Source organism: Corynebacterium diphtheriae (genome assembly GCF_001457455.1).
Taxonomy (GTDB): domain Bacteria; phylum Actinomycetota; class Actinomycetes; order Mycobacteriales; family Mycobacteriaceae; genus Corynebacterium; species Corynebacterium diphtheriae.
Genome location: NZ_LN831026.1, coordinates 676,956 through 701,706, shown reverse-complemented (window position 1 = coordinate 701,706; position 24,751 = coordinate 676,956). Strand labels below are relative to the sequence as shown.

At 53.9% G+C, this 24,751-nt stretch carries 14 protein-coding genes, 3 rRNA genes and 3 pseudogenes; 11 read left to right on the top strand and 9 right to left on the bottom strand.

Annotation, left to right across the window (positions count from 1 at the left end):
* The first annotated feature begins 62 nt into the window (after positions 1 to 62).
* Together sepH and AT687_RS03445 are read left to right on the top strand one after the other, a co-directional pair.
* Positions 63 to 1,112: a septation protein SepH gene (sepH, locus tag AT687_RS03450; protein ID WP_014318816.1), complete on the top strand. Its 1,050-nt coding sequence runs from the start codon at positions 63 to 65 to the stop codon at positions 1,110 to 1,112.
* A 20-nt stretch (positions 1,113 to 1,132) separates the two neighbouring features.
* Positions 1,133 to 2,029, top strand: a complete 897-nt coding sequence (locus AT687_RS03445) for a DUF6928 family protein (RefSeq protein WP_014318815.1) — start codon at positions 1,133 to 1,135, stop codon at positions 2,027 to 2,029.
* Here the strand turns inward: AT687_RS03445 and AT687_RS03440 are convergent.
* The 3 genes from AT687_RS03440 to AT687_RS03430 form a co-directional block, all read right to left on the bottom strand.
* Positions 2,026 to 2,922 carry a TrmH family RNA methyltransferase gene (locus tag AT687_RS03440; RefSeq protein WP_014306646.1) on the bottom strand — a complete coding sequence of 299 codons (897 nt, stop codon included), beginning with the start codon at positions 2,920 to 2,922 and terminating at the stop codon, positions 2,026 to 2,028. The genes AT687_RS03445 and AT687_RS03440 overlap by 4 nt on opposite strands.
* Before the next feature lie 78 nt (positions 2,923 to 3,000).
* A complete protein-coding gene (locus AT687_RS03435; RefSeq protein ID WP_014318814.1) occupies positions 3,001 to 4,488 on the bottom strand; it encodes an NCS2 family permease in 1,488 nt (495 codons plus the stop codon).
* Between the two features lie 174 nt (positions 4,489 to 4,662).
* A complete protein-coding gene (locus tag AT687_RS03430; protein ID WP_010934549.1) occupies positions 4,663 to 5,427 on the bottom strand; it encodes a DUF3027 domain-containing protein in 765 nt (254 codons plus the stop codon).
* Positions 5,428 to 5,466: 39 nt separating this feature from the next.
* On the opposite strand from AT687_RS03430, the gene AT687_RS03425 reads away from it, so the two are divergent.
* Together AT687_RS03425 and AT687_RS03420 are read left to right on the top strand one after the other, a co-directional pair.
* Complete coding sequence (locus tag AT687_RS03425) at positions 5,467 to 6,333, top strand: glutaminyl-peptide cyclotransferase (RefSeq protein ID WP_014318813.1); 867 nt, start codon at positions 5,467 to 5,469, stop codon at positions 6,331 to 6,333.
* Positions 6,320 to 6,844, top strand: a complete 525-nt coding sequence (locus AT687_RS03420; protein ID WP_014303111.1) for a DUF2771 domain-containing protein — start codon at positions 6,320 to 6,322, stop codon at positions 6,842 to 6,844. Before AT687_RS03425 ends, AT687_RS03420 begins: the two co-directional genes overlap by 14 nt.
* A gap of 106 nt (positions 6,845 to 6,950) precedes the next feature.
* Here the strand turns inward: AT687_RS03420 and AT687_RS03415 are convergent, their stop codons facing one another.
* The gene (locus AT687_RS03415) at positions 6,951 to 7,340 is read right to left on the bottom strand and encodes a cold-shock protein (protein WP_003850654.1); all 390 of its coding nucleotides are present in this window, start codon (positions 7,338 to 7,340) and stop codon (positions 6,951 to 6,953) included.
* A 680-nt stretch (positions 7,341 to 8,020) separates the two neighbouring features.
* On the opposite strand from AT687_RS03415, the gene AT687_RS03410 reads away from it, so the two are divergent.
* The gene (locus AT687_RS03410; protein ID WP_010934546.1) at positions 8,021 to 8,644 is read left to right on the top strand and encodes a resuscitation-promoting factor Rpf1 domain-containing protein; all 624 of its coding nucleotides are present in this window, start codon (positions 8,021 to 8,023) and stop codon (positions 8,642 to 8,644) included.
* 184 nt (positions 8,645 to 8,828) lie between these two features.
* Here the strand turns inward: AT687_RS03410 and AT687_RS03405 are convergent, their stop codons facing one another.
* Complete coding sequence (locus tag AT687_RS03405; protein ID WP_014301577.1) at positions 8,829 to 9,017, bottom strand: hypothetical protein; 189 nt, start codon at positions 9,015 to 9,017, stop codon at positions 8,829 to 8,831.
* Positions 9,018 to 9,083: 66 nt separating this feature from the next.
* On the opposite strand from AT687_RS03405, the gene AT687_RS03400 reads away from it, so the two are divergent.
* The 6 genes and pseudogenes from AT687_RS03400 (at position 9,084) to AT687_RS03370 (ending at position 17,048) form a co-directional block, all read left to right on the top strand.
* The gene (locus tag AT687_RS03400; protein ID WP_014311333.1) at positions 9,084 to 11,402 is read left to right on the top strand and encodes a helicase-associated domain-containing protein; all 2,319 of its coding nucleotides are present in this window, start codon (positions 9,084 to 9,086) and stop codon (positions 11,400 to 11,402) included.
* 45 nt (positions 11,403 to 11,447) lie between these two features.
* Entirely contained in the window at positions 11,448 to 13,112 is a 1,665-nt protein-coding gene (locus AT687_RS03395) for a DNA repair helicase XPB (RefSeq protein ID WP_010934543.1), read from the top strand.
* 4 nt (positions 13,113 to 13,116) lie between these two features.
* Positions 13,117 to 13,764: a DUF3239 domain-containing protein gene (locus tag AT687_RS03390; RefSeq protein WP_010934542.1), complete on the top strand. Its 648-nt coding sequence runs from the start codon at positions 13,117 to 13,119 to the stop codon at positions 13,762 to 13,764.
* A 4-nt stretch (positions 13,765 to 13,768) separates the two neighbouring features.
* Positions 13,769 to 14,832, top strand: a pseudogene (locus tag AT687_RS12590) (aminotransferase class I/II-fold pyridoxal phosphate-dependent enzyme).
* 332 nt (positions 14,833 to 15,164) lie between these two features.
* A pseudogene (locus AT687_RS03375) lies at positions 15,165 to 15,314 on the top strand (23S rRNA pseudouridylate synthase); the annotation flags it as partial.
* A gap of 525 nt (positions 15,315 to 15,839) precedes the next feature.
* Positions 15,840 to 17,048, top strand: coding sequence for an IS110 family RNA-guided transposase (locus AT687_RS03370; RefSeq protein WP_010935562.1), 1,209 nt, complete (start codon positions 15,840 to 15,842; stop codon positions 17,046 to 17,048).
* A gap of 286 nt (positions 17,049 to 17,334) precedes the next feature.
* Here AT687_RS03370 and rrf read toward each other — a convergent pair.
* The 4 genes and pseudogenes from rrf to AT687_RS11810 all read right to left on the bottom strand — a co-directional run.
* A 5S ribosomal RNA gene (gene rrf / locus AT687_RS03365) occupies positions 17,335 to 17,451 on the bottom strand.
* Between the two features lie 146 nt (positions 17,452 to 17,597).
* A 23S ribosomal RNA gene (locus AT687_RS03360) occupies positions 17,598 to 20,683 on the bottom strand.
* A 364-nt stretch (positions 20,684 to 21,047) separates the two neighbouring features.
* Positions 21,048 to 22,566: ribosomal RNA gene (locus AT687_RS03355) — 16S ribosomal RNA — on the bottom strand.
* Together the 16S, 23S and 5S rRNA genes form the textbook arrangement of a ribosomal RNA operon.
* A 966-nt stretch (positions 22,567 to 23,532) precedes the next feature.
* Positions 23,533 to 24,720 (bottom strand): annotated as a pseudogene (locus tag AT687_RS11810) (IS3 family transposase); the annotation flags it as partial.
* Positions 24,721 to 24,751: the final 31 nt, after the last annotated feature.

The following is a 24,751-nucleotide window of genomic DNA, read 5'->3' as shown; positions in this document are numbered from 1 at the left end:
TACAGTAGACGATAGTGATATCTGCACCTTGCAGTACCATTTCCCCAGTCGAAGGAGTATTGATGAAGGAACTAATCCTCGTCCCCACGGAATCCTCCGCAACATCGTTGGTCTTCCATGCTGCGGATAATCCCGAGGAACAGTTTTTTCTAGAGGTCACCGACGCGCTTCGCGCGGCACTTCTTCATCAGGAAGACCCCGATCAGCCTGAAGATTCTGAGAACTCTGTCGAAGAGACTTGCGCACCATCTCCCAACGATGATGCCGACGTTGAGGTTGAAGTAGAAGACGCCAGCGTTGAGGACGACACTCCCGATGACAAGACTCTTTCGCGCCCACGCGGATCCCTTACCACCCGAGAGCCACGCCCGAGCCGGGAGGTCGATCCTCGTTTATCTACGCCATTATCAATGCGCCCACGCGAGATCCAAGAACGTATTCGTTCCGGGGCCACAATCGCAGAAATCGCCGAAGAAAATGGTGTAACCGAATCGCGCATCGAACCCTATGCGCACCCAGTTCTATTGGAACGCGCTCGTATCGCGGAGCTATCTAAAAAATCTCACCCCGTGCGTAACGACGGCCCCGCGGACCTCACACTGTGGGAAGTCTTGGCAACAGCCTTCGCTGCGCGTGGCGAAGACCTGACTCGCTCCCACTGGGACGCTTACCGCGATCCTTCTGGACAGTGGGTTGTTAGTGTGAAGTGGGGCCCAGAACTAGGCGAAACAGTCGCCGAATGGTCCTATCATCGACACGGCACGAGTGCCGCTACTGCTGTTGCACGCAATGCGGTGGCAGCAGACCTCATCGATCCAGAATTCTCGCAGCCAGTACGCTCATTGTCTGCCGTTGCCACTGGGCGACCACATTTGGTTTCCGCAGAAAGCGAAGCAGAACAAACTCGCGACGACCTCATGGCTATCGACGACTCCGCATCTGCACCAACCGATACCCAAGAACCAACCACAGAGGTAACCGGTGATGACTTCGCACAGCACTCCCAAGATGAGCACAAACAAGGTGGCAAGAGGCGTCGTAAAGCAGTAACCCCGCACTGGGAGGATGTGCTTCTGGGTGTGCGCACGAACACCAAGCGGCCGCGAAAGTAATCTGAGGGGACTCACGAGCCATGGAAAATGCGCCACAACATAGTGCCGTTGTCACGCTGTGGTTTGTCACCACTGCCCATCCCGAAGCAGTCATCGCCGCTTCCCCACGGGCCGACCGTGGTTTCGGGCGCAAATTGTTGGCTCAGATGAATTCCCGCTGGCCGATTACCCCCATCGGACAATTTTCGCTCAATCGCTCGGCGCAAGCCTCACAAGGCGAGTTTTATATCGCAGGTTTTCCAGGCCTTTCTGTAATTCAAACTGTTATCACCGATGCCCGCGATATTTCAGCGATTGACTCCAAACTACGAGGTGCTATCCCCGCAGCAGACGTCTACGCCTTCGCGGTCAACCCAGAATCGGGTTTGGGAGCCTTCGCTCACTGGTCTGGAGACACAGTCAAGCGTGCGTTTTCGGCGCGCCGCGAACGCGTCTACGAAGACACCGGCCTGCCCGAACCTTTTGAAAATGCTTACTGGGCCGGCGAAAAAGCCGAACAAATCGGCGGCATCGCACTACCATTCCAGCCGATCGACCTTGTCGCTGAAGCGCAACGCCATTGGCTAGGCTTTGATATTGATACCGCCCAAGATATCAACGTGGTGGCCTATGCCATCGACGGTCGCCCCGAGCCGAAACTGGTTACCCACCCAAACAAAAAGAAATTGTCTGCCGATCGTATTGCACACCAAGCATCTGCAAAACTGGGGCTTGGAGAATCTCGGCGCGACTATGACGATTACGAAGAACACGACGATTCCACAACGGAAGCGGAGCTGGTCCGTTTCGCGGATGCTGCCGAAAATACATATCGGCGCACCCGTCGAATCTTATCGGTAGCGTCCGACGTGGCGGTGAAAAAGTACCGCGCATTTATCCATGCGCTACGCCACACGGATAAGCCATCATCTGATTAACGTAGTGAGCGGTCCCGCTCATAAAAAGCAATCGCTGCCGAGGTTGCAAGGTTGAGGGAATCAGTACCTGATGCCATGGGAATGCGCGCGCGTTGATCCGTTGCCCGCATAGCGTGCTCGGTAAGCCCTGGCCCTTCTGCCCCGACGAGTAGTGCAACCTTGGCATATGGCGCACCGTTGGTATCAACTAAGGCGTCTGCTAGATGGTCGGCTTGCGGATTCGGAGTCAGCGATACGATATGGAATCCAGCATCGCGAAGTTCTTGTAGTTCGCGCTGCCACGTTGTGGATTTTCCGCCAAAATGCGCGAAAGGTGTACGCAGGACATGCCCCATCGATACTCGAACCACACGACGATAGAGCGGATCCGCACAGCCATTGCCAAAGAGCACAGCATCGACGCCCATACCTGCGGCGTTTCTAAACATCGATCCAATGTTTTCGTGATCGCCCACACCCTCGAGAATGACCACGGTGCGTGCGCCTTCAATAGCTTGCGCAATGCTCATCCCTGGTACTCGATCCGCAGAAGCCAACAAGCCACGGTGCATGTCAAAGCCAGCTACTTGTGTAAGAGTTTCTCGGTCCACGGAGAACACGGGGACGTCGGCAAGCTGGGCACGCAGATGCTCATTAGCGAGGAGTTTTTCCAGTTTGTTGGGAAAGCCTACAAGGCAGCGTACTGGAAAACGGGAGTCTACTAGTCGTGGGATAACCAGTGGCCCTTCGGCGATGACGAGCCCCTTGCCTCCTGGTAGATCGGGGCGATTATCCGAATGGTTAAGATCACGGAAATCATCCAATCGTGGATCAAGGGGGTCGGTTAGGTGCTCAATATGAATGTCAGGGCTAGTCACGGTGACTATGTTAGTGACCCTGCCCGCTAAATACACGAATCCCCCTTCCCAGTACGCTCCGTGGCTGTTTGCAACCGCATGCTGAGAAGAGGGTTCGGGTGAAAACGTTTCTTTTTATGAACCGATAGCGTTCAAGATTGGATCCATAGCAAAGTACACCACGAATAGTGCTGAAATCAGCCACATGATCCAGTGGATCTGCTTGATCTTGCCGGCGAATACTGCCAGCAGAGTAAAGGAGATGAATCCGACGCCGATACCGTTTGCGATCGAGTAGGTAAATGGCATGATCACGATGGTCAAGAATGCTGGCAACGCGATATGGAAATCGGTGAAGTCGATGTCTCGGACCTGGCCGATCATAAGAGCACCAACGACCACGAGGACAGGTGCGGCGGCTTCGATAGGCACGATCTCATACAGCGGGGTTAAGAACATAGCCAGCAAGAACAGTACGCCTGTGACCACGTTGGCAAGTCCTGTGCGAGCTCCATCTGCGATGCCTGCTGCGGAATCCACATAGACAGTATTTGAGGAAGCTGACGCTGCGCCACCGATGATCGCACCGGTGCCCTCGACGATCAGAGCCTTCTTCATGTCTGGCAGTACGCCGGAATCGTCGACAAGTTCAGCCTGCTTGCCCAACGCGGTCATGGTGCCCATTGCGTCGAAGAAGTTGGCCAACACGAGAGTAAACAGCAACAGGGTCGCACCAAGTGCGCCGACGCGGGTAAATGCGCCGAAGAGGGAGATGTCACCGATCAAGGAGAGATCTGGCAAACCGCCCAAGCCCTCAGGCGTGGTAGGAACAGCGAGGCTCCAGCCGCCGGTTGGGTTATCTACCGAGGAGCCAGCACCAGTGATGGCTTCAACGATCATGGCGATGATGGTGGTAACAACAATGCCGAGGAAAAGACCACCGCGGACGCGGCGAACCACCATGAAACCGCAGATGAGCAAGCCCATGATGAATACGAGGGTTGGCCAAGAAGAAATGGATCCGCCGGTACCAAGCCCCACGGGAACTGTAGTGTGAGCCGCGTCTGGGATACGGCGAACGAAGCCTGCGTCGACAAGACCGATCAAGGCGATGAACATACCAATGCCGACGCTCATAGCGGCGATCATGGGCTTCGGGATGGCAGAAAATACAGCAGCGCGGAAACCAGAGATCGCGAGTAACACGATAATAATGCCGTCGAGGACAACAAGACCCATGGCCTCTTCCCAAGACAGCCCTTCGGTTGCCACCATTGTGACGGCCACGAGGGTGTTAATACCAAGTCCTGCTGCGATACCGAAGGGGTAGCGCGCAATCAGGCCAAAGGCAATGGTGGCTACGCCTGCAGCTAATGCTGTTGCCGCTGCTACCTGAGGAATCCCCAGCACTTTGCCGTTGATGTCCTCGCCCGTTCCTAGGATCAACGGGTTAAGGATGATGATGTAGGCCATCGCGAAGAAGGTCACTACGCCTGCGCGAACCTCGGTGCCTACTGAGGAACCGCGTTCGCTGATTTTGAAGTATCGGTCAAGCGCGCTGCGCGGCTGCGAGGTGCTAGCCGTGGGCGCTGAGGTTTGCGACTGAGGGGCCGTCGATGCCATCTACTTTTGCTCCATACAAGTACAGGGGGGAACCGGAATTTCATCCGCATTCGTAGATAGTGGCACGCATTTGACCTGCAATCAAACCGAAAACCAGTACCAGACAAGCCCTTGTTATAACCAGTTGTCTGACGTGGCCGCCCTCTCCCCCGTCCCCAACGCCTTCGGACGCACCTAAGAAATGGTGTCTACGCTTACTGGGTGCTCATCGTCAAAAGGCTGTAATTCCACTACACCGAGGGGTTCTACAGGTGGAGTATCAGTGTGAGCGCCGCAGCCATATCGGGAGTGAACGATATGACCATCTGCAGAGTACTCATTGGTACATACCCCGAAATTTTTTCCTACCGGATCCGTCATAGGAACGTAAAAAGCGCAGGTATAACACGGAAGCTTCGCTTTTTCCGCATACTCAGACTGCGGGCCAAAAGCTCCATTTTGCCACCGAACTTTGGTTCCGTTAAGTCCTGCCTTCGAAAGCTTTTTCGTGGTACCAAAATCCATCGCCGCAGTCCGCTCGTCCGCGGTGAGGCGGGGGTCGTCGTCACGCGGCGGCATGACGTCGTTAGGCCCTAGATCACCTGGGCGCACTCGTTCGTGATAAGGCACCCACCGTGGCGGCTGGAGCGCAGATCCACCCAGCACCAATGCCACTTCACTCAAGGTCACGTATTTCGAGCCAGGAACGCACGCTACCACTGCATTCCACTCCCAGCCGTCATACCCAGGCACTTCCGCCGCAAAGCGGTGGGTCGCTGATTCAAGGCTCACCTGCTGAACACCGATATGCTCACCAACTGCGCCCTCCCCGAGTTCTTCAAGCCCACGTCGCGCAACTGCGACTGCATTCTTGCCGATGAGTGGCGTGGACGGCATACCTTTTTTACGCCGTTTGGTATGGCTTCTCATTCTTTTCTTTCGGGGTGACACGTCCCCCATTATTCAACACCCCGTTACTATTTCTGCGATCAACCACGCATGCAATGCATGATAGATGCTATGCGATCGATCGTCTCGTTAACATCTCATGCCACTTTAGCGCTTGCGGGATCACTTGCCGTTGCAGGTTGCAGCCTATCACCACAGCCCGACCATGATACCGCAGCTACAACCCCAGAACGTTTAGAGGCACGCATCCATAAAGTCCACCGCTTTGACCCACAAGCTTTTACCCAAGGGCTCGAACTCGATGGCGACCGCCTCCTAGTCAGCACCGGTTTTTATGGCGAAAGCGGCATGTTTTCCATGGAGGTTGGCAACGCCCCGCAGCAGCGCACCCCACTCGCCCCTGAACTTTTCGGCGAAGGAATCACAAAAACCGGCGACCACATTTGGCAATTGACGTGGCACGACGGGATCGCTTTCAAACGTGACGCCACCACTTTTCAGCAGCTGGGCACCGTAGCCTACGAGGGCGAAGGCTGGGGTCTTTGCCACTTTGATGATCGCATAATCATGTCCAACGGCTCCGATGAGCTCATCATCCGCGATCCCGAATCGTTCGACGAGCGCTCTCGCATCCAGGTAACCAACCAAGGAAACGGAGTGTCCAACCTCAACGAGCTCGAATGCGTCCCCAATGACCCAGCCACCGGTAAGGACACCATCTACGCCAACGTTTTCCTCAGCACCGACATCATGCGTATCGACGCCACCACAGGTGCGGTCACCGGCATTATCGACGCCTCCAACATCCCCAACAATGCCGTCGCCGATAGCAATAACGTACTTAATGGAATTGCGTGGATTCCAGGTTCGGATCGCTTCTATATCACCGGTAAAAGGTGGCCGGACCTCTACGAGGTCACATTTGTTAGTAAGATGAGCAACCATGGCCAGTCGTAAGACCCGACGTAAGAATCTCATCCAACTGTTGTCACTCGTTATCGCCGTTGTGGTGGTAGTGCTGTGCTCTATTGCGTTCCAAAGCTGGTGGAATAACCGCCCAGGGCCAGAACCCAACACGGTGACCATCACCGTATCCTCCGGCGATGTTTCCCAAGACATCACCCCGTTTAGTGTCTGCGAACCAGGGGTGCCGTGCGATGAAAACGAGGTGCCAAGTATCGCTGTGGATAAAGACGGCGAGCTTAAAATCAGTGTGCCTAAGGAAGTATCCGACCATGACTGGTCGCTGTTGAAGATCTACGATGATCCAGCCGCAAACGACCAAAGCTTCTTTGGGGCCAACGAGGCAACAGAGGCGACAGTGGCGGGATCTGTCGATCCCGTGAGAAAGAAAGACGACAAACGTCCTCGCCTCGTCGTTGCTGAGGTGACCTCGGTTCTTATCGGACACGATGACCAAGGAGTAGAAACGCCTTACACCGTCACATGGTCGGTTTCGGCAAAGTAATAAGCGTTTTGTCTCCCATATAGCAAGGGCGGGACATCGTACCTACAGTTTGTAGGAGGATGTCCCGCTCTTGTTATATGTAACCCTCTCAATCACACAAAGGAAGTTACATATCGAGTTCTTTGGCAACAGCGCGCAAAATGTTAGCAACCTGTCGGCCTTCTTTACGGTCGGGGTATCGCCCAGCGCGTAGCGACGGCTGCACTTTGATCTCCAGCAGCGTAGCCAGATCAGAGATCATGCTGTTGAGCTCTTCGGCAGAGTACTTATGTTGTGCTGGGCGGCGAAGCCTAGGGGTGTCTAGGACCTTGATGCGCAACGCTTGTGGACCACGACCACGCGCAACGTAGTCGAATTCAACGCGCTGACCTTTTTCTAGCTTCTGTACGCCTTGAGGCAAAACGTCCTTGCTGACAAAGCAGTCGTCTCCTTCGGGGTTGGACACAAATCCGAATCCCTTATCAACGTCGTACCAAAGCACCTTCCCTTGAGGCACTGCACTCCTCTCCCTTCTTTACGATCCCATGAGCCCAGTGCACCTTAAATAAGGTGCAGGAGATCCGGCTTGGATCCACGGCTGGAATTAATAGTCGTGCATAGTTTTTAAGGATCTGGGGAGTTCACTTACACCGAAGATCCTCACATTTAGCAAACTAAAAACTATAGCCCATTATTCCGCTAGCCAAAACCACTATGCCACCCCACTACTGCCCAACCTCATGAGTTGTAAATAATCACATCAAAAACATCAACTGCGTGCACTTTTAGATACAACGGCCGTTTATAACGAATTGTGACCTAAAATTTCAAAACCTCTCAAATCCGAAGCGACCTGCGGTTTCTCCAACAATTTTCTAGATTTTCTAGCGCATCATCAAAGAAAAACGTGACAGAAACGTTATAAACCGCTACCGTGGATGAACAAGCACAGCATCGTGCCATACGTCAATATCTTCGCCAGCCACTGTCTGGATATTTTCCGGTCGATGCATTATGTGCACGAGTACATGCCCACGTTCGAAGCAAGACGATCGTTTTGCCGACTACCAAAACACTACTCAGCAGACAGTGGCCCAACACGTGCAGACATTCACGTGCGCATCGCATTCTCGGTGCCATGTCATGGTGCACACTTTCGTTGGTTTTGGGCGGCAATTCGAGAGGAAAACAACCCTAATGGCACGTCACGCTCGCAAGACCGCTTCCACGAAGGCAAAATTCGCAGCTTCTACCGTTGCATTCGGCACCGCCGCAACCCTTCTTGCCCCTACCGCTTCCGCAGCACCAGATTCCGACTGGGATCGCCTCGCAGGATGCGAAGCCGGCGGCAACTGGGCTATCAACACCGGCAACGGCTTCTTCGGCGGCCTGCAATTCACCGCTAGCACCTGGAACGCCTACGGTGGCGGACAGTACGCCCCAACCGCCAATGGTGCTACCCGCGAACAGCAGATCGCTGTTGCAGAAAAGGTCTTGGCAGGCCAAGGCTGGGGCGCATGGCCTGCATGCTCTGCAAAACTTGGACTGAACTCTGCCCCTACCCCACGCGACGTCGTTGCTAACGCACCCGCTCCCGTCCAAGCCGCAGTCGCCGGCGCACAAGAGTACGCTGCTCAGGCAGGACTTAATACCGAAGAGCTCGCAGTCGACGCCCTCTACAACGCCATCAAGGTACGCTTGGCAGGCACTGGCCTAGGTATCCCACCTCAGATTGAGGCTTTCTACCAAGCTAACCGCACTAACTTCAACGGCTTCTACATGGCTAACCGCGGCGCTATCGACTTCATCTTTAGCATGTAACTTTCAAAGCTGATCCGCTTGCTCAAAGAGGGGGTTTCTCGTACAAATACGAGAAACCCCCTCTTCTTGTGTTTCCTCATCTAGGCAGTGGACAGCACCCATGCGACGCTAATACAAAAAGGTGGATGCCAGCTCGCTGAAAACTGGCACCCACCTTTTCAAGCAATACTGCTTGAGGTTGGTTTTACTTGTTCACACGGGTGTAAGGGTGAACGTAACCGGTCTGCTCCGCAGGAACAGGGAATTCGATATCGCCCCAAGGGCTGTTGGCGCCAGCAACCTTAGCAACCATCTCAGTAACAGCGTGACCGCCACCAGGGACGTGCTTTGGCCAGCCCGGATCGACGTAACCTTTTTTCTCCATGTTTGACATAGGTTCTATTGTTTCAAATCCGCTGGCCAAAGTCACCTGAACAACCAACTAAACTATGGAGTCATCATGACCAGTTCCAACGATTCCACCTCAACTACTGCGATTTTCCGCCAATGGCTACACAACTTAGACGAGGATGCACTCCATCGCGTCCTTGAGCACCGGCCCGATACGACACATCCGCTACCTCCGGGAATCAGCTCTTTAGCAGCACGTTTATCCCTGCGGGCGTCGATCATGCGGGCTCTGGTGCGGTTAAATGCACGCGAACTCGCTGTGCTCGAGGCTGCCAGCATCGCCGGCGCAGAAATCGAACCTGTGGATGCCCCCAAACTGGTGGAACTCGTGCGTTCATATAGCGAGCAGAATACCCACGACACCAACCGTTGGGCTCCTAGTGAGTCTGAGCTGCTAGCGACAATAGACACCTTGCGCGACTACGCGCTACTTTTCGGCGAATTGGCTGCACTACGAATCGCCCCCGACGTTATGGACGCGCTGCCAGCGGGATGGCAGCTTTTGCCCTCAGCACACGTGCCCAACGCCACCGAGCTTCCCGAGATACTCGAAGGCCTCACCACCAAACAACGCAGCATCTTGCACACCCTCGCGCAATCAGGTGGTACCGGAGTAACAAAAGATGCAGCAATCGACGCTGACCCCTCTCGACCAATCCCGCAGCTTATTGCCCTCGGCTTGGTCACCCGCCATAACAGTCACACGGTTACTCTTCCCATGTCAGTGCGCTTTGCACTCAGCGGTAAACCTGCCCCCGTTTTGCCACTGTGCCCAGTGGCAGTGTCACAGGAAATCTCCTCAGCATCTCGAGTCGAGGAACAAAGCACCGCAGCAGGTCTAGAAGCCGTACGACTCACACGCGTTCTTATCGATGTTCTCAGCGATTCCCCCATTGCTTTATTAAAAGACAATGCTGTGGGTGTACGTCCCGTCGCAACGCTGTCACGTGCACTGGATGTCGAAGAAACCACACTTTATCGTGTCATCGCAGCTGCAATGGGAGCTGGGCTTATTGCTAAAGGCGTACCCGATCCGCTTCCTACCAATGACACCGGCGGGGACTACCTAGCGCCCACCGGACGTGCCGACGAATGGAACGCCCAGCCGCTATCTGTGCAATGGGCGTGGCTCATGCTCGGTTGGTGGGAGCACGCAACGCTCAATGTCGCAGCAATTGGGCAGCCCGATGAGAAGAACAAACCTCATCGCCTGCTCAGCGCCGCAACTATCTCTGATAAGTTGCCTAGCACTCGCGTGCTTGTCCTGCAGTCCGCAGCATCCCATGTGTTTCCCCACGGGGGAGATAAAGGCGTTTTGCTAGCGAACTTCGGCTTCGATTCTCCTATCAGAGCTTCACGGCTTGCTCGCGACGTTTTCGATGACATCACGGATTCTGCTCAATTCTTGGGAATTCTTGGGCCCCGTTGGGAACCGACCACAGTGCTTCGCCTCCTTGCTCACAACGACCACCATGTAGATCTTCTGGGTCGCCTCTGTGAAGCCACCGCTAGTCTCACTCCCGCTGAATCCGATCGGCTGATCCCCCAAGGCGACATGACCATCTTGGCGCCAGCACCGCTTCCCTTCGAGGCCCACACCATGATGGCTCTCATGTCGGATACCGAATCCATGGGGTTGGCCACCGTGTTTAGGCTTAATAGCACTAGTGTCCGCCGCGCCCTAGACGCTGGCAAAACAGATTCGGATCTTGTCGGATTCCTCAAAGACCACACGATCGGCGATCTGCCACAATCCTTGGTCTACTTGATTAGCGATACCGCACGCCGCCACGGGGCACTTCGCGGCGGACCAGCGCTGAGCTATGTGCGTTGCGACGACCCTGCGCTCCTCCTAGAGGTTTCTCGTATTGAGGCCGCAGCCGATCTAGGTTTTCGGATCATCGCCCCGACAGTCTTGATTGCCCAGGCACCACTGGCACAAGTACTCGAGACAATCCGCTCAGCGGGTTTTGCGCCCGCCGCTGAAAACGCCCAAGGGCTTAGTATCGACATCCGCCCTCACCCCACACGGGTAGCTACTCCAACCGTGCGACCGACGATGCCGCAGGAAGATCCGGCGCACATTCGACAAGCACTATTAACGCTGCTTCGAGATCGCGACGCATCCCGTGGGGAAACTCATGACATAGAGGGTTCCGACGCTGTCAGCGTGCTCCATTCCGCTATGAGGGCTAATCATAAGGTCCACGTGGGAATCGTCGATAAGCAAGGCCAAGCGTTGCGCTACACCGTAACGCCGGTGACGATCACAGGCGGGCACGTCAGCGCAGTTGATGCTGATTCAGGCGAGGTCATCCACTTCATGCTGCACCGAATCACGGAAGTCGCACTCGATTCCGGTGCATAATAGAGTGTTCATCGACTCATATGTTCTAGTTTCAGGAGATACTCCGTGGTACTTGGCGACGGCCCGCTGATCGTCCAATCTGACAAAACCGTGCTGCTTGAAGTGGATCATCCCCGCGCACAAGAAGCCCGCATCGCTCTGGCGCCTTTCGCTGAGCTCGAGCGCGCTCCCGAGCACGTCCACACTTACCGCATCACCCCACTGGCGCTGTGGAACTCCCGCGCAGCTGGTCACGACGCCGAACAAGTAGTACACGCACTAGAAACCTATTCGCGTTTCCCCGTCCCCCAAGCCCTGCTTATCGACGTCGCCGAGACGATGTCACGCTACGGCCGAGTGCGCCTGCACAAGCACCCCGCCCACGGACTGATCTTAGAATCCGAAGAACCAGCAATTCTGGCCGAGCTTCTTCGCCATAAGAAGATCAAACCCATGCTAGGTGCTCGTATCGACGACGAATCCATCATCGTCCACCCCTCCGAACGCGGACGCTTAAAACAAGAACTCCTGAAAGTCGGTTGGCCAGCAGAAGACCTCGCAGGCTACGTCGACGGTGAGGCTCACCCCGTAGCATTGTCCACCGAACATGAGCAGTGGGAACTTCGCGACTACCAGCGCATGGCTGCAGACTCCTTCTGGGAGGGCGGCTCCGGAGTCGTGGTACTGCCCTGTGGCGCTGGAAAAACCATGGTCGGTGCCGCTGCCATGGCAAAAGCCCAAGCCACCACACTGATCTTGGTGACCAATACCGTAGCCGGCCGCCAGTGGCGTGACGAGCTCCTTCGCCGCACCACCCTCACCCCCGAAGAAATCGGGGAATACTCAGGCGAGAAAAAAGAAATCCGCCCCATCACCATCGCCACCTACCAAGTTGTCACCCGCAAAACTAAAGGTGAATACCGCGCACTCGAACTATTCGACTCACGCGACTGGGGACTCATTATCTACGACGAAGTCCACCTCCTCCCCGCCCCCGTCTTCCGACTCACCTCAGACCTCCAATCACGTCGCCGTCTAGGACTTACCGCAACACTCGTCCGCGAAGACGGACGCGAAGGCGACGTATTCTCTCTCATCGGCCCCAAGCGCTACGACGCCCCATGGAAAGACCTAGAAACCCAAGGTTTTATCGCCACCGCCGAATGCACCGAAGTGCGCACCACCATGACCGAATCGGAACGCATGGTCTACGCCACGGCCGAAAATCAAGACCGCTACCGCCTTGCAGCCTGCGCGGCCAGCAAACTGCGTGCCGTCGATAAGCTCGTAGCACAACACACAGGACAGCCCACCCTCATCATCGGCGCCTACGTCGACCAACTAGCAGAAATCGGCGAACGCCTACACACCCCCGTGGTTGATGGTTCCACATCCAATAAAAAACGTGAAGAACTCTTCTCTGCCTTCCGCAACGGTGAAATCACCACCCTCGTCGTGAGCAAAGTAGCAAACTTCTCCATCGACCTGCCCGAAGCCGCCGTAGCGATTCAAGTCTCCGGAACCTTCGGATCCCGCCAAGAAGAGGCCCAACGACTCGGCCGCCTGCTACGCCCCAAAGCAGACGGTGCCCACGCGCATTTCTACACTGTAGTAAGCCGCGATAGCCTAGATAGTGACTACGCAGCCCACCGGCAACGATTCCTCGCCGAACAGGGCTACGCCTACCGCATCATCGACGCCGCCGACCTGCCCGCACTCACCAAGGACTAACACCATGGCACACTTCTCCTTCCCCATCGACGCCGACTTCGCCGCAAAAAACAACGAGCTACTCAAAGACACCAAACGCCTCCAACTCTCCGCAGGTCTATTTGGAATCATTCAAATCCTCATCGGCGTGGGCCTTTACTTCTGGCTAGGTGGAGCATTCGGCATCATCTGTCTTGCAGTATTCGCCATCATGGCACTGATTAGCTTCGCCATGATCTTCGTTGTGCCCAAACAAGTAGGAAACGCACAACACCTCTACGACAACTACGACCTCGTCCCCGCCATGATCGCCGAAGTCAACCCCCGCGACATGGTTGTGATGGCACTGGTCAACACCAACGTCGACCCCACCCTTCCACCCCGATGGGCACTAGCAACGCGCAACATCACCGCAATCCCAGGCATCGAAGGCGACACCCGAAAAGTAGGCACCCGCATCCCAGCAGTCGCCGTCACCGGCCAACGCTCCGTGGGGAACCAAGACTCATGGGACCAAATTTCCCCCATGCCTATCGCATGGGCTACTCCAGATTCTTCAGTGATTGCTCGGGCAGAATCGACGATTCCTTCCGAACAATGGACCACATTGAGCAAGAACCTGAATAAGTTAGATCAAGTACGCGAAACAAAATTTGATCTACTGGAGTTGTAACTCAATGTCACACCCCGTTGGAATCCATCGTCTCGCTGAATTCGGCGAGACGATTTTTGCTACTATGAGCGCCCACGCGCAACAACACGGTGCCATTAATCTAGGTCAAGGCTTCCCCGATTATGACGGCCCCAAGGACATGCTGGGCATAGCCCGTGACCAAATCGCACGAGGAAATAACCAATACGCACCAGCACAAGGATTTCCAATACTACGCGAAGCAGTTGCACGACACCAACGCGACTACTACGACATGGATGTAGACCCCGACACCGAAGTCCTTATCACGGTAGGAGCCACAGAGGCGCTTACAGCCGCAATTATCGGACTTGTGGAACCGCATGAGGACGTGATCGTCTTAGAGCCCTATTTCGACTCCTACGCCGCAGCCATTGCATTAGCAGGCACGCACCGTATCGCAGTGCCTTTAGCCCCCAACAATAATTCGTGGAACCTTGATATCACAGCGCTTCGCGACGCCATCACGCCCCAAACGCGAATGATCATCGTGAATTCGCCACACAATCCTACCGGGGCTGTATTTAGCAAGGAAGCAATTACCGAGTTGTGCGCCCTAGCAACCGAGCATGACCTTATCGTGGTTAACGATGAAGTCTACGAACACATGCTTTTCGACGACACCACGCACCGTCCCATTGCTACCTACGATAGATATGCGCGAACCAATACCTCAGCTTTGTCGGTGCTAGCCCTTTCCAACCAGCTGTCGCTTACGCCCTAGATAACGAGCGTGAATGGATTGCTCACCAACAACGAATACTCCAAGGCAACCGAGACTTGTTATCACATGCGCTTAAAACCGCTGGATTCCACGTAAGCAACACAAAAGGAACGTTTTATATCGTCGCAGATTCTTGTGATTTATCTACTAACGACGGTCCGGATTTCTGTTACAACCTAATTACTGACTGCAACGTCGCTGCTATCCCTATTTCTGTGTTCACCGACCACCGGGAACCATGGCGTACCAAACTTCGTTTCACGTTTGGTAAAAAACGAATCGTTATTGAAGAAGCAGCACAAGCTCTTATTAGTGCCAGCCGATAAGGACCAGGGATTTTACGAAGGCTCTTTACGAAAGGGGGCGGTGTGTGTAGAAACACCGCCCTAATTATTCATCCACAAATAAAACGACACACGACGAAATCGAACACGCGCCAAGGTGTGTTTCTGGTCTTGGTTGGTTGTTGGTGTGTTCTCGTATCCTCCAGTACGAAACCATGATCACGAATCCGTGATCACGAAAACCCCAGCATCACCATGCCCACACCTAGGCACCGACCATGGGTTTACGTAGTCACGAATACGAAAACACGAAAACCAACCCCACCCCTAGGCACATGCACTCCACCACCCCTGAGGATCAACAGCCCCCAGCCCCTATCCTTGGCGACACCATCTACCCCACAATACTTGCCGAAGACGCAGAAGACTATTCCCGACCCATGCACCTGACCAGTACTGAGCTCGAGTTTATCGACCCTCTCACCGGCCGGCCCTGCTTGTTCACCGGTGCAGTGATTCGGTAGCAGGGTGTGGTTGTTGGTGTGTTCTCGTATCCTCCAGCACGAAACCATGACCACGAATCCGTGATCACGAAAACCCCAGCATCACCATGCCCACACCGAAGACCCCACCATGGGTTTACGTAGTCTCGAATACGAGAACACCACAAACACACCCCGCCCCCCTTAGTGTGGGCGTAAAAAACAGGGATACACCCCATTACGTTGTTGGCAGTTCCGCTTAAAGGAGCCCAGGATTCGTACTCCTAGCCCCATGCTGGGGCAGGCTATGTTTATCTGCGTTCCTTCTGCCTTGTGGCAGCGGAACTAGTCGCTGGCTTCGGTATGGCTTATTTTCGTCCCTGTTAAGAAAATGATCCGGGGGGGTGATGCCGCCGAAGGCAGTGACATACTCCAAACTGCTAATAGGAACCTGACCCGCACACAATGTGCGAGGTCTCAAAGTAATGTGGATGCCAGCGTGAAGTATGTCCGACCACCAGCGATGAAATAAGTCCCATACTCATTCAATTCGCTAGGAGGTCAGACATGACCTACGACTATGTCATCGGCATGGACGCCTGCAAATACTTTCACCACGCTTGCGTCTTAGATATCGACGGCACCCAGGTGCTATCTAAGCGCATCAATCAAAATGAACAATCCCTGCGCGCACTGTTTTCAGCGTTCAGCGCATACGACCACAAGGTCCTTGTCGTCGTGGACCAGCCCAATAACATTGGGCGACTAACTGTCGCAGTTGCCCAAGATATCGGAATCGACGTGCGCTACCTTCCAGGTTTGGCTATGCGTCAACTCTCACGCATCCACGCTGGTAATGCCAAAACTGATATCCGGGATGCATATATCATCGCCCACGCTGCAAAGAACCTTCCGGAATCCCTCCGCAGTGTCGACCGCGTCGAAGAAGCCTTCCTCCAGTTGAAAGTCCTCAACGGCATCGACGAAGACTTAGCGCGCTCCTACACCAGGCTCATCAATCAGATTCGAAGTGCATTAGTTGGCTGTTACCCGCAATTCGAACAAGCCCTTCGCGGCCAGATAATCCACCGCAAGTGGGTTCTGCACCTACTTGCACGCTACGGCGGGCCCACCAAAATAAAGCGCTTAGGTAAGGCCAAGGCAGCCGCCTTTGCTCGACGATATAAGGCACGAAATCCCGAACCTGTCCTCGATGCCATATTCGCTGCCATCTCTGAGCAAACAGTCACTATTGCAGGTGCACACTATGCCGAAATGGGCGTAGCAATGTCGGCGAAGGACGCACTTTTAAAGCTCGAGCACCGCCAACAAATCGAAAAGGAAGTCATCGAGCTCATCAACGACATCCCCCACACCCAATTCCTGCTATCCATGCCGGGAATCGGGCCAAAGACAGCTGCCCAAATTCTCATGACCGCGGGCGATATGTCCGACTTTCCGTCAGCTGGGCACCTAGCCTCCTACGCTGGCTTATCGCCCCGAACGAATCAGTCCGGAACCTCAATCATGTCGAACTCACTGAACCGAGCCGGCAATAAAAAATTAAAGAACGCCCTATGGCAATCATCTTTTGCATCCATCAGATTCCACGAGCGTTCCCGGCAATTCTATGAACGAAAGCGCCGTGAAGGCAAAAGGCACAACGCCGCAGTAGTAGCACTAGCCCGCAGACGACTCAACGTCCTCTACGCCATGATGCGCAACCACGAGCACTACCACGATCCCGCACCATCACAGGAAGACCTAGCAGCCTAGACACTAAGAGTAAAGCTAGCCGACCGGGTAAAATCCCAGTCGGCTAGCTGTCATGCCCGAAAACAAACCCGTCCACACAACCCCACAGAGAGAATCCGCCCCCGATTTCTCCACCCGCGAGGTTGACAACCTATATAGGAACACCCCCCACACACCCCACACGCATGCGCATGCGATACACGCACACGCACACGCGCCTACACATACAAAAATAGGGGTTGTGGAGGGATAAAACACACACTGTGTTTCATTTTCTCCACAACCCCATATCATTATTTAAGTTTTAGGTTGGCAGCGACCTACTCTCCCACACCCTCCCAGGTGCAGTACCATCAGCGCAATCGGGCTTAGCTTCCGGGTTCGGAAAGGGACCGGGCGTACCCCCGACACAATAACCACCAACACACACAACCAACCACCCACGGTGACAAGGTGTGCCATGCCAGACACTGCACAGCAGACGCAAGCAACACTCATTATCCATTTAAACCATCACCCACAACAAAAAGCGGTGAGATGTTCATAGATGTTTATTTTTTGCTCGTTACACACTGTTATTACTCGGTAAAATTAGTACCAGTCACCTTAACGCATTACTACGCTTCCAGATCTGGCCTATCAACCCCCTAGTCTAGAGGGAACCTCAAAAGAAACCTCATCTCAAAACAGGCTTCCCGCTTAGATGCTTTCAGCGGTTATCCCTCCCGTACGTAGCCAACCAGCCCTGCCACTGGCGTGACAACTGGCACACTAGAGGTACGTCCGTCCCGGTCCTCTCGTACTAGGGACAGCCTTCTTCAAGTTTCAACGCGCGCGGCGGATAGAGACCGAACTGTCTCACGACGTTCTAAACCCAGCTCGCGTGCCGCTTTAATGGGCGAACAGCCCAACCCTTGGGACCTACTCCAGCCCCAGGATGCGACGAGCCGACATCGAGGTGCCAAACCATCCCGTCGATATGGACTCTTGGGGAAGATCAGCCTGTTATCCCCGGGGTACCTTTTATCCGTTGAGCGACACCACTTCCACAAGTAGGTGCCGGATCACTAGTCCCGACTTTCGTCCCTGCTCGACCTGTCAGTCTCACAGTCAAGCTCCCTTGTGCACTTACACTCACCACCTGATTGCCAACCAGGCTGAGGGAACCTTTGGGCGCCTCCGTTACACTTTAGGAGGCAACCGCCCCAGTTAAACTACCCACCAGGCACTGTCCCCAACCCAGATCATGGGCCAAGGTTAAGGTGCTCAATCCGATCAGAGTGGTATTTCAACTTTCGACTCCACAACCACTAGCGTGACCACTTCACAGTCTCCCACCTATCCTACACAAACCGAACCAAACACCAATACCAAGCTATAGTGAAGGTCCCGGGGTCTTTTCGTCCTGCCGCGCGTAACGAGCATCTTTACTCGTACTGCAATTTCACCGGGCCTGTGGTTGAGACAGCAGGGAAGTCGTTACGCCATTCGTGCAGGTCGGAACTTACCCGACAAGGAATTTCGCTACCTTAGGATGGTTATAGTTACCACCGCCGTTTACTGGGGCTTAAATTCTCCGCTTCGGACAACAATGCCCTAACAGGTCCTCTTAACCTTCCAGCACCGGGCAGGCGTCAGTCCGTATACATCAACTTCCACGTTTTCGCACGGACCTGTGTTTTTAATAAACAGTCGCTTCCCTCTATTCTCTGCGACCACCACCAGCTCAACCACGTCGGTCACCAGCAATGGTCCCCCTTCTCCCGAAGTTACGGGGGCAATTTGCCGAGTTCCTTAACCACAGTTCACCCGATCGCCTTAGTATTCTCTACCTGACCACCTGTGTCGGTTATGGGTACGGGCCATATATGCACTCGCTAGAGGCTTTTCTCGACAGTACAGGATCACCAACATCAACCACAAAGGTCTACGCATCACGCCTCACCCAAATATGCGACACGGATTTACCTATGCCACGGGCCACACGCTTACACCACAATCCACTACATGGCTCAGCTACCTCACTGCGTCACCCCATCACTTGGCTACTACCAACGAAGATCCCACGCACATCACCACCAACCACACACAAAGCATGACCAGCAGATCCATGGATGGTTAGTACCACTGATTCACCACTGGGCGCACATACACGGGTACCAGAATATCAACTGGTTATCCATCGACTACGCCTGTCGGCCTCGCCTTAGGTCCCGACTCACCCTGGGAAGATTAGCTTAACCCAGGAACCCTTAGTCATCCGGCGGAAAAGTTTTCCACTTTTCATTCGTTACTCATGCCTGCATTCTCACTCGCACACACTCCACACCATCAAGTCACCCAGGTGCTTCACAGCAGTGCACGACGCTCCCCTACCCAACCAACAAAAAAATTGTTGACTGCCGCGGCTTCGGCGGTGTACTTGAGCCCCACTACATTGTCGGCGCAGAACCACTCGACCAGTGAGCTATTACGCACTCTTTCAAGGATGGCTGCTTCTAAGCCAACCTCCTGGCTGTCTTCGCGATCCCACATCCTTTTCCACTTAGTACACCCTTAGGGGCCTTAACCGGCGATCTGGGCTGTTTCCCTCTCGACCAACGGAGCTTATCCCCCGCAGTCTCACTGCCATGCTTAACATTACCGGCATTCGGAGTTTGGCTGACATTGCTAAGATTGTAGTCCCGCTCAACCAACCAGTAGCTCTACCTCCAGCAAGAAACACACAACGCTGCACCTAAATGCATTTCGGGGAGAACCAGCTATCACGGAGTTTGATTGGCCTTTCACCCCTACCCACAGCTCATCCCCTCAGTTTTCAACCTAAGTGGGTTCGCGCCTCCACAACCTCTTACAGCTGCTTCACACTGGCCATGGGTAGATCACCCCGCTTCGGGTCCAGGACATGCCACTAACAACACCCTCATTAGGATTCGCTTTCGCTACGACTACCCCACACGGGTTAACCTCGCGACATGCCGCTGACTCGCAGGCTCATTCTTCAAAAGGCACGCCATCACCTAACAAAAAGAGGCTCTGACGGATTGTAAGCACACGGTTTCAGGTACTATTTCACTCCCCTCCCGGGGTACTTTTCACCATTCCCTCACGGTACTATCCGCTATCGGTCATCATAAGTATTTAGGCTTACCGGGTGGTCCCGGCAGATTCACAGCAGATTCCACGAGCCCGCTGCTACTCGGGAACATCATCCACTCGCATGCACATGTTTTCACGTACGGGACTCTCACCCACTACGGCAGGCCATTCCAAACCACTTCCGCTAACACACACATCACAAGCGAGGAGCCGGCAGCCTCCTCCAACAACGCCCCACAACACCACACACGCAACCCCTGCCAGGTATCACACGCATACGGTTTAGCCTCATCCACGTTCGTTCGCCACTACTAGCAGAATCATTAATTATTTTCTTCTCCTACGGGTACTGAGATGTTTCACTTCCCCGCGTCACCCCCACACCAGCTATGAATTCACTGATGGGTAACCACACATAACCATGGCCAGGTTTCCCCATTCGGACACCCTCGGATCAACGCTCTATTGGCAACTCCCCGAGGCCTATCGCGGCCTTACACGTCCTTCATCGGCTCATAATGCCAAGGCATCCACCGTGTGCCCTTAACAAACAACACACATGTAACAAACAAAACACCAAGAACAATTAAAGAATAAAGATTACTCGCGTCCACTATACAGTTCTCACACAACACACCAACCACGAAGATCCCATGAAGCACAACCAGCACACAACCAGCCACACCAACACAAAAACCACATGAGTGATCAACCAGAACAACCATGTTGTCCCAGACACCCAACAGCGCACCAACACACAAAAAAAATAAGAACAAACACACGCAACAACAACAAACACAACAACCACAACAGCCCCACACCACACAGCGTGAGAAAAAACCATCATGGGTCACACGCATCCACCCGGATACAAAAAACAAAACAGGCAACAACTGTCACCCAACAATAAAAACTCCTTAGAAAGGAGGTGATCCAGCCGCACCTTCCGGTACGGCTACCTTGTTACGACTTCGTCCCAATCGCCGATCCCACCTTCGACAGCTCCCCCCCACAAGGGTTAGGCCACTGGCTTCGGGTGTTACCAACTTTCATGACGTGACGGGCGGTGTGTACAAGGCCCGGGAACGTATTCACCGCAGCGTTGCTGATCTGCGATTACTAGCGACTCCGACTTCATGGGGTCGAGTTGCAGACCCCAATCCGAACTGAGGCCGGCTTTCAGCGATTCGCTCACCCTCACAGGCTCGCAGCGCGTTGTACCGACCATTGTAGCATGTGTGAAGCCCTGGACATAAGGGGCATGATGATTTGACGTCATCCCCACCTTCCTCCGAGTTAACCCCGGCAGTCTCTCATGAGTCCCCACCATCACGTGCTGGCAACATAAGACAAGGGTTGCGCTCGTTGCGGGACTTAACCCAACATCTCACGACACGAGCTGACGACAACCATGCACCACCTGTATACAGACCACAAGGGAAAACGTATCACTACGCCGATCCTGCATATGTCAAGCCCAGGTAAGGTTCTTCGCGTTGCATCGAATTAATCCACATGCTCCGCCGCTTGTGCGGGCCCCCGTCAATTCCTTTGAGTTTTAGCCTTGCGGCCGTACTCCCCAGGCGGGGCGCTTAATGCGTTAGCTACGGCACGAAAGTCGTGGAAGACCCTCACACCTAGCGCCCACCGTTTACGGCATGGACTACCAGGGTATCTAATCCTGTTCGCTCCCCATGCTTTCGCTCCTCAGCGTCAGTTACTGCCCAGAGACCTGCCTTCGCCATCGGTGTTCCTCCTGATATCTGCGCATTCCACCGCTACACCAGGAATTCCAGTCTCCCCTACAGCACTCAAGTTATGCCCGTATCGCCTGCACGCCCGAAGTTAAGCCCCGGAATTTCACAGACGACGCGACAAACCACCTACGAGCTCTTTACGCCCAGTAATTCCGGACAACGCTCGCACCCTACGTATTACCGCGGCTGCTGGCACGTAGTTAGCCGGTGCTTCTTATCTAGGTACCGTCACAAAAGCTTCGTCCCTAGCGAAAGAGGTTTACAACCCGAAGGCCGTCATCCCCCACGCGGCGTCGCTGCATCAGGCTTGCGCCCATTGTGCAATATTCCCCACTGCTGCCTCCCGTAGGAGTCTGGGCCGTATCTCAGTCCCAATGTGGCCGTCCACCCTCTCAGGCCGGCTACCCGTCGACGCCTTGGTAGGCCATTACCCCACCAACAAGCTGATAGGCCGCGGGCTCATCTCGTACCGAAAAACTTTCCACCACACACACTAAAGCATGGTCCTATCCAGTATTAGACCCAGTTTCCCAGGCTTATCCCGAAGTACGAGGCAGATCACCCACGTGTTACTCACCCGTTCGCCACTCGAGTACCTAGCAAGCTAGGCCTTTCCGTTCGACTTGCATGTGTTAAGCACGCCGCCAGCGTTCGTCCTGAGCCAGGATCAAACTCTCCATAAAAAATCAGTCAAAAGACCAACCCTTCAAGCTGGAACGAGTCCAACCAACTGGCTAAAAACCACCACAAACAACACACAATTGTTTGCAACTGGCAAAATAAAAAATTAATGATTTGCTCTATCAAAAACGTGGCCATCATCCCTTGACGGGGAAAAAATAACAATGACCACCAACACAACAATTCACAACAACCATCATGTTATTTACAAGCCATGGCACACTTGCCGGCCGTATGACAACATCACGTTCATCATCATTGCATGTATCTTTATTCCTATACCGATCCCCACCCACAATAAGGATGGGAACCACAAGTACATTGGCACACTATTGAGTTCTCAAACAACACGCACACACAACACCAATCACCATCACAATGATGACCAGAACTTTGCGGTGAATGAAACGTTAACCCCTGATGAACACAAAGTCAAACAGGATCAACACTTTTTTAATTTTGTCTTATCCGAACAACCTCTCAGTGTCGGCGACTCGCTATAAGTTACACACGTTCACACAAACACACAAACCCGCAGGTAGAAGAGCTATCTGCAAGTTTAGGTAGCAAGTTTCAGTCGAGCGATGCCTGGAGATCATTCAATGAGTGAATTTTCTGTCCAACAATGCGCGATCCGCGCACAATCCCCTATTCCGAAGGTGGAACATGTTCTGCCGCTATCTGCGGTTATGGAACTGACGAGAATGGAAACGACCTCAACGCCATTAGAGAAAATGTACATCGTTGGTGGAACAGTTGCATGAGCACAAACACGGGCGAATACTGCCGAGCCAATGATCCCTACCAAAAGTAAAATACGAGCTAGAGTGATCGAACCTGAGTTACGGGGGCCGATATTATTCCCGCTACTGTATACCCCGCGAAGCCGTAGAATCCGCACCCAATGCCAAAACGGAAGAACCCCCCAGCTAGATGAACTAGCCCCCAAAAGTTGGACTGGTTTAATTCTAGGTGGTTAGGGGTTCAAGGGCCTGATTCCGATAGTGCATCGGGGTCAGGCCCTTGAGTCGTTGTTGGATGCGTTCGGTGTTATACCACTGGATGTAGTCTTCGACAGCTTGGGTGAATTCCTCGACGGTTTTAAAAACTTCTCCGTGGTACATCTCGGTTTTTAAGTGTCCGAAGAAGTTCTCCATTACTGCGTTGTCGTAACAATTAGCTTTACGCGACATTGACTGAACACCGCCGTTGTCGTGGATTAGATTACGCCAAGTTGAATGCTGGTACTGGAAGCCTTGATCGGTGTGCATCATCCATCCAGACTTCGGCGCACAGGCTGCAATCGCCTTTGTTAGGGAATCGGCGGTAAATGCTATCGACGGTGATGTAGCCACGGTGTGAGCGACAATACAGCGGTCGAAGAGATCCATTACCGGTGATAAATACACTTTGCAGCCTGCAACCCTCAATTCGGTAACGTCGCTGACAAAGACGGTATTGGGCTTGTCTGGAGTGAATTTACGGGCAAGCTTATTGTCAGCAATACGACTGATAGTTCCTGTGGAGGAATTATAGGGCCTGCGCTGACGGATTTTGGCCGAAGACCCATCTGGTGCATAAGCGTGTAGACGAGTTTGTGGTTGACCACCCAGCCCTTGTTGCGCAAGTCCAGCAACACTCGCCGGTAGCCGTAGCGATGCTTGTTGGCTTCGAAACTTTCTAGGATTGCGTGCTTTACCGCAGCATGTTTATCCGGCTTATCGAGTCGGGTTTGATGGTAGAAGAATGTCGCCCGCGGCGTATCTGCCGCCGCGAGGAGATCTGCCAAGCGGTGTTGTGACTTGAGGATGACGATTGCCTGGGCTTTCAGGCGTGTCCCTGGTTCCTCAAGTCCCGCATTTTTTTAAATAAGCATTTTCAGCCCGCAACCGTTCGTTTTCGCGACGCAGCTTATCTTCTTCAGTAAGCACTTTCGGCTTAGCTGAACCTTTAGGCCTGCCCTTCGGTGTCAGCTTTAACGCGTCATCACCGCCTTTGCGCCATTTTCGCGACCAATATCCGACCACTTGATCCGATGACAGACCAAACTCACGGGCCAGATCCATCTTCGACTCGCCAGCTAGATGGCGTTGGACAACTTCCTTTTTGATTTCGAAAGAGTACTGCTGCTTTGAAGGCTTTTCCACAAGACATAGCTTGCCATGGAGCAAGAACCGACGAAACAAA

Bases quoted from the DNA above. Each gene is read 5' to 3' on its own strand.
- sepH (WP_014318816.1), top strand. From the start codon at position 63: ATGAAGGAACTAATCCTCGTCCCCACGGAATCCTCCGCAACATCGTTG.
- AT687_RS03445 (WP_014318815.1), top strand. From the start codon at position 1,133: ATGGAAAATGCGCCACAACATAGTGCCGTTGTCACGCTGTGGTTTGTC.
- AT687_RS03435 (WP_014318814.1), bottom strand. From the start codon at position 4,488: ATGGCATCGACGGCCCCTCAGTCGCAAACCTCAGCGCCCACGGCTAGC.
- AT687_RS03430 (WP_010934549.1), bottom strand. From the start codon at position 5,427: ATGGGGGACGTGTCACCCCGAAAGAAAAGAATGAGAAGCCATACCAAA.
- AT687_RS03425 (WP_014318813.1), top strand. From the start codon at position 5,467: ATGCAATGCATGATAGATGCTATGCGATCGATCGTCTCGTTAACATCT.
- AT687_RS03420 (WP_014303111.1), top strand. From the start codon at position 6,320: ATGGCCAGTCGTAAGACCCGACGTAAGAATCTCATCCAACTGTTGTCA.
- AT687_RS03410 (WP_010934546.1), top strand. From the start codon at position 8,021: ATGGCACGTCACGCTCGCAAGACCGCTTCCACGAAGGCAAAATTCGCA.
- AT687_RS03405 (WP_014301577.1), bottom strand. From the start codon at position 9,017: ATGTCAAACATGGAGAAAAAAGGTTACGTCGATCCGGGCTGGCCAAAG.
- AT687_RS03400 (WP_014311333.1), top strand. From the start codon at position 9,084: ATGACCAGTTCCAACGATTCCACCTCAACTACTGCGATTTTCCGCCAA.
- AT687_RS03390 (WP_010934542.1), top strand. From the start codon at position 13,117: ATGGCACACTTCTCCTTCCCCATCGACGCCGACTTCGCCGCAAAAAAC.
- AT687_RS03370 (WP_010935562.1), top strand. From the start codon at position 15,840: ATGACCTACGACTATGTCATCGGCATGGACGCCTGCAAATACTTTCAC.